The organism is Microcystis sp. LEGE 08355 (assembly GCF_015207185.1).
Classification (GTDB): Bacteria; Cyanobacteriota; Cyanobacteriia; order Cyanobacteriales; family Microcystaceae; genus Microcystis; species Microcystis panniformis.
Genome location: NZ_JADEXI010000353.1, coordinates 1 through 4,956, shown reverse-complemented (window position 1 = coordinate 4,956; position 4,956 = coordinate 1). Strand labels below are relative to the sequence as shown.

Here is a 4,956-nt window from a genome sequence, read left to right as displayed (position 1 = left end):
TGGTTTTTTAACTGTGGTATGCGACGGTGGTGGAAGCAGAAACTTAAATCGTGAGGTTTAGCAATCGCCGCACTTTTAGGGCGGCGAGGATGTCAAGGTATAGCTTATCCTATATTGGACAGATTGTGATCAAGATTGATAGCGGTTGCTTAGGGAGGGGACGACTTTAATGGGGAACCAGAACCCGATAAACTATTAACCAGATTCTCTTGATTCCTTCGCTCCTCCCATCCTGATAAAAAATATATGAGTAATAATAGACCTAAAATTATAGTCTTAGATGACGACCCGACAGGTTCCCAAACAGTCCATAGTTGTCTGTTATTGATGCGGTGGGATGAAGATACTCTCCGCTTGGGATTGGCAGATAATGCGCCAATTTTCTTTGTTTTGACCAATACTCGCGCTTTAACCCCCGAAAAAGCCGAGTCTGTCACGCGAGAAGTCTGTCATCACCTGAAAACTGCCCTAACTAAAGAGGGAATCGAGGATTTTTTGGTGGTTAGTCGTTCCGATTCTACCCTGCGCGGACATTATCCGATCGAAACTGATGTTATTGCCGAAGAATTGGGCGGTTTTGATGCTCATTTCCTGATTCCAGCCTTTTTTGAGGGGGGAAGAGTCACCCGCGATAGTATTCACTATTTAATCATCGATGGCGTTCCCACTCCCGTCCACGAGACGGAATTCGCTCGCGATTCGGTTTTTGCCTACCACTACAGTTATCTGCCGGATTATGTGGAGGAGAAAACGAAAGGTAAAATTAAAGCAGATGATGTAGAGAGATTTTTACTGGCAGATATCCGTCAAGGTAGTTTAGAACGACTGCAAAAGCTCAAAAATAATCAATGTGGGGTGGTAGATGGGGAAACTCAAGCGGATCTCGATCGCTTTGCTGAAGATATTTTAACCGCCGCAGGGGAGGGAAAAAAATTTTTATTCCGTAGTGCCGCCAGTATTTTAACTTCTTTGGCTAATTTAGGAACTCAACCGATCGCACCCGAATCTATGGGTAAGTATAAGCCCACGGGGGAAGCCGGGGCAATTATCGTCGGTTCCCACGTCAAAAAAACTACCCAACAATTAGATGAACTGCTTCAACAACCCAACACCGTCGGAGTCGAAATCGATGTGACGGCATTGCGCGATCGTACCGAGCAACGAGAGCAACTCCTAGCACAAGTTCTGGAAAAAGTCAAGCTTATTCACAAAAATAAACAAACCCCCGTGATCTATACCAGTCGGCAAGAGTTAACCTTTGCCTCTGTGCAGAAACGCCTTGATTTTGGGGTTGTCGTCTCCACCCTGTTAATGGACATTGTTAAGGGTTTACCCAGTGACATCAGTTTTTTAATCAGTAAAGGTGGAATTACCTCCAATGATGTCTTAAGTACGGGTTTAAGCCTGCAATCGGCCCGTTTACTCGGTCAGATTCTCCCCGGTGTCTCCATGGTCCGTACAGCAGCCGATCATCCCCTCTTTCCTAATTTACCTGTGGTTCTTTTCCCGGGTAACGTTGGTGATGTCCGAGCTTTAGCCACAGTTTATCAACGTTTGTGTCAATAGGAGGCAATCAGTGGTCAGTGAGCAGATGTGAGTTTTCAGGTTCTTCGTTCCGCTGCGCTAATTATGCCCAAATTGAGGTGATTAAACCCCACAGTGCGGTATTAGGTATGATTAAGGGGGTGTTAGACCGATGGAGGTGGGATAGTAAGATAGAGGAGGGTGCTAGACCGCAGAGAGCGGTATAATTAAGTGAAATGTTTGTCAGTGTATTCAGTGAGGTAGAAGTGAACGATCTAAAACTGTTGGGTGAGCTTGGCGTTAATCTAGATATTCTCAGTCAATATCAAATATTGTGTCTCCCCGAAAATATTGCGAATAAATCAGAACAACTTGAGCTAGTTGATTCAGCAGAATCGATCACCTTGAGCAAACTTCTAAAGGAGAAAGGTTTGATGTGTGCAAACTCTTATGACCTCGGCTTAAATACCAAAGTTTCAGAACGTAGAGGTTTGGATCTGTGGCTTGGCTCTATCTGGATTCTGAATCATGCAGCATTGCCTTTATTAATAAGTGTAGTAGGTCGCTTACTGGGAGAGAAAATTCAGAAAGGATTGGAAGCTTCCAGAGATCAAAAAAAATCTCAAGGATTTGAAAATTTAGATGGAACAAAAGTTTATGCAGATCTGAAGCTCATTGACGGAAAAGTTTCTGCTGAAATTAAGTTTCATGGTGATGCAGATACTTTTTTAAAGGTTCTCAAAGGCATTAACAATGATCAACATGACCCTAAACAGTAACTCAGTAGATTTTGATGCTGATGTTTCAAATTTAGTTGAAACATGGCTAGATTTAATGAGGAAGAAACAACATGACGAGGCAAAAATACTTTGCATAGATTTTATAGCTACTTATGGATTGGCATTCAAGCAACGTATTTTTGAAGTAGATGAAAATGAATATAATAAATTACTCATTCTTTTGGTACTTGTAAAAGGATTACACGACTATACCCAACTGTGTCACATAACTACAAGTGGTGACTGGCATGAGAATAATGCAACTGTAGAGGAAGTTTGGATCAAGTTGTGTGATTGCCGTGAAAGAATTAAATTTGTATCACAGTTTTATCAGGGTGAGGCCATAGAGCGAGTTATTAAGGATTCAGATGGCTTAGAAATGTTTTTCCGAGATGTATTCGGAAACGGTAGTTACCTTAGTCCTGGAATAATAATGGACAAGTATTTATGCAGTATCTGTCATGAAGATTCTAGAGCTTGTCTTCATGTAGCAGGCAAGCTGTACGGTGGAAGAATTTGCTCCTACCGACCAGTCAACCCTCAATTTGATCATGTCGCTATTGTGAAGGTACCAAAAGATCGAAGATGCCGGATTTGGTCTTGGCATATTCAAGATAGAAATGAAGGTGAAGGTAGTACGATGAAGGCACCTGTGTTAACAACATTTAGCGTGGATGATTTTCTCAGAGACATTTAACCTGTGACCTCATAAAGCTATGTATGCGGCATCTTAATAGCATCATGTAAAGGTTAGCGGTCGAACAACTGCAATGCAGCGGACAGATAGAGTTTTGGACGAGAATATTGAGCTTGTTTGCTGCCGCTGAACTCAACCGTTAAACCGCAATCTTTCTGTGGAGGCGCAGTTGAAAGTGTATCTGTGGGTTACGATCGCTTTTTCAACCACCTTATCACTAGCTAATCTTCTTGGCTATCAAGGATTAAAGCGTCAAGAGAACTGGGAAAATCACCTCGCTCAACCATTTTTGTGAAGGCTTTATAACAATCATTTTTATCCCCTTGTTTGCGAGGATAGCCTAGCCATAAAACAAAAATTGCTTTACACTCCTTGGTTTGTATAGCCCGAAAGAATAAGCGATAACGGTCAGGTAGTCCCATCTTTTTGACTCTTCCGTAATGCTTGAGCGCCCCAGTCAGAGCAAAATGGGAAGCAAAAGGGTCGAGAGGGATTTTTTCTTTGATGGCGACCACAATCGCCGTGTAGAGTTTGACTGTAGAGTGAGTACGGTATGCTTCTGTTGGCAAGGTGTTTTTTAGTTTACGAACCTCAACTTGTAAATTGCGGCGTTGTTGCCCAAAAAGTCTTTTAATAAAGTAGATTCGCCAACCGTTAACTATCAAGTTCTACTCCTGTCATCAACTCTTCATCGACCGCTGCCATAGCTTCCGTATAAGCTTCTAACTCAGCATCAGGATTTAATAGGGCTTGCTTGGTCAGAAAATCTAAGAATAAACTCATCATCAGTTCATCTTCCTCTTGTTCTACAGATTGAGGCTGTAAGCGGACTAATAGCGTATCAGGGCTGATAACTTCAACAGCACCTTTAGCTTCTTTGAATTGGGGATTATCCTTAAAAAAACTGGCACTCAGACGGAAACCTGAAGCATTGCCTATTCTAGCCCAGGTTAGATTGTATTGTTTATTACTCATGATTTTAGGCAAAGTTTACTACATATCATGTTATTACATAATTTAATAACATACAAGGTTGCCCAGTTTCTCAACCGCGTTTTAACTGAACTTTCCCCATACATATATACTATAGAGGAGCGCGCCGAGAAAGCCATCGAGTAAAACTAGCGGATTTCGATTTAACACCGCGTAATGAAAAAAGTTCCGATTTTTGCCGTGGTGTACCGCAGCGTGAAACTTGCCGAAAACGTGTTCTGGAACATGGTAGAGAAACGTGGAAATTAAATCACCGAGTAGCAAGAGCGCTAGGGTGATCAGGATGGCTTTTAGTATAAGTAGTATCAAAATTTTCCCCTTAATTTTCCGCTCGATCATGTTTTGCAATTTACTATAAAAGAGAAAGTTAAATTTTTCTTTATGATTAAGTTAATTTTTAAAATCACGCCTTATGTGAGTTGCCCAAAGGGTTGAACAGGAGTCTGCTCAAAGGTGAGAACATCAATACCAAAACGCTGACGCAACAGTATCCGCAGGGTATGACTTGCCATTTTAGCGGCAACATGGACACAAAGTCCCTCAACTTTCTTTCTGAGCAATCGCTCCAAGTTGCGTCCTGTATTCTGCACCTCATTGAAAACCCCCTCAATCCGTTCTCGAAAATGTTGAAGAAGTCGCTCAAAGACGGGAGAAGTTTGTTGATGTTGATTGACTCTCTTAGCTGTAGAGACTCGATTACCTGTGGTTCTTGATATCTCAGTCTGCCAATCAGTGCCAATAAACCCCTTGTCGGCTAGGATATTGTTGCCTTGAATGAACTGCAATAAGGATTCTGCTGCGGGAGCGTTCGTCAGCTTGACATCCTCACCGCCGTGAAACGGACGGCGATTCCCAAACCTCACGATTTGGGTTTCTGCTTCTTTCCCTTGCGGGGTTCCGCACCTGCCTTAACAGATTCACTCTGTTCTGGTCTTATGGTCGCTCTACAGACTGACACCGCAA

At 42.4% G+C, this 4,956-nt stretch carries 7 protein-coding genes; 3 read left to right on the top strand and 4 right to left on the bottom strand.

The features are described from left to right. The first annotated feature begins 246 nt into the window (after positions 1–246). The 3 genes from IQ242_RS16690 (at position 247) to IQ242_RS16680 (ending at position 3,000) form a co-directional block, all read left to right on the top strand. The gene (locus IQ242_RS16690) at positions 247–1,566 is read left to right on the top strand and encodes a four-carbon acid sugar kinase family protein (protein ID WP_193960742.1); all 1,320 of its coding nucleotides are present in this window, start codon (positions 247–249) and stop codon (positions 1,564–1,566) included. Between the two features lie 194 nt (positions 1,567–1,760). Beyond that, complete coding sequence (locus IQ242_RS16685) at positions 1,761–2,303, top strand: hypothetical protein (protein ID WP_193960741.1); 543 nt, start codon at positions 1,761–1,763, stop codon at positions 2,301–2,303. Continuing rightward, positions 2,278–3,000 (top strand): hypothetical protein, encoded by a 723-nt coding sequence (locus IQ242_RS16680; RefSeq protein ID WP_193960740.1) that lies wholly within the window; start codon positions 2,278–2,280, stop codon positions 2,998–3,000. The genes IQ242_RS16685 and IQ242_RS16680 overlap by 26 nt, the downstream gene beginning before the upstream one ends. Positions 3,001–3,221: 221 nt before the next feature. On the opposite strand, the gene IQ242_RS16675 is transcribed toward IQ242_RS16680, so the two are convergent. From IQ242_RS16675 to IQ242_RS16660, 4 genes are all read right to left on the bottom strand, one after another. After that, on the bottom strand, positions 3,222–3,665 hold the full coding sequence (locus tag IQ242_RS16675) for a type II toxin-antitoxin system YhaV family toxin (RefSeq protein WP_193960739.1): 444 nt from the start codon (positions 3,663–3,665) through the stop codon (positions 3,222–3,224). Then, the gene (locus IQ242_RS16670; RefSeq protein ID WP_002793380.1) at positions 3,655–3,975 is read right to left on the bottom strand and encodes a hypothetical protein; all 321 of its coding nucleotides are present in this window, start codon (positions 3,973–3,975) and stop codon (positions 3,655–3,657) included. The genes IQ242_RS16675 and IQ242_RS16670 overlap by 11 nt, the downstream gene beginning before the upstream one ends. Positions 3,976–4,056: 81 nt before the next feature. Continuing rightward, complete coding sequence (locus IQ242_RS16665) at positions 4,057–4,302, bottom strand: hypothetical protein (protein WP_228021048.1); 246 nt, start codon at positions 4,300–4,302, stop codon at positions 4,057–4,059. 101 nt (positions 4,303–4,403) lie between these two features. After that, positions 4,404–4,856 carry a transposase gene (locus IQ242_RS16660; RefSeq protein ID WP_370583016.1) on the bottom strand — a complete coding sequence of 151 codons (453 nt, stop codon included), beginning with the start codon at positions 4,854–4,856 and terminating at the stop codon, positions 4,404–4,406. Positions 4,857–4,956 lie beyond the last annotated feature (100 nt).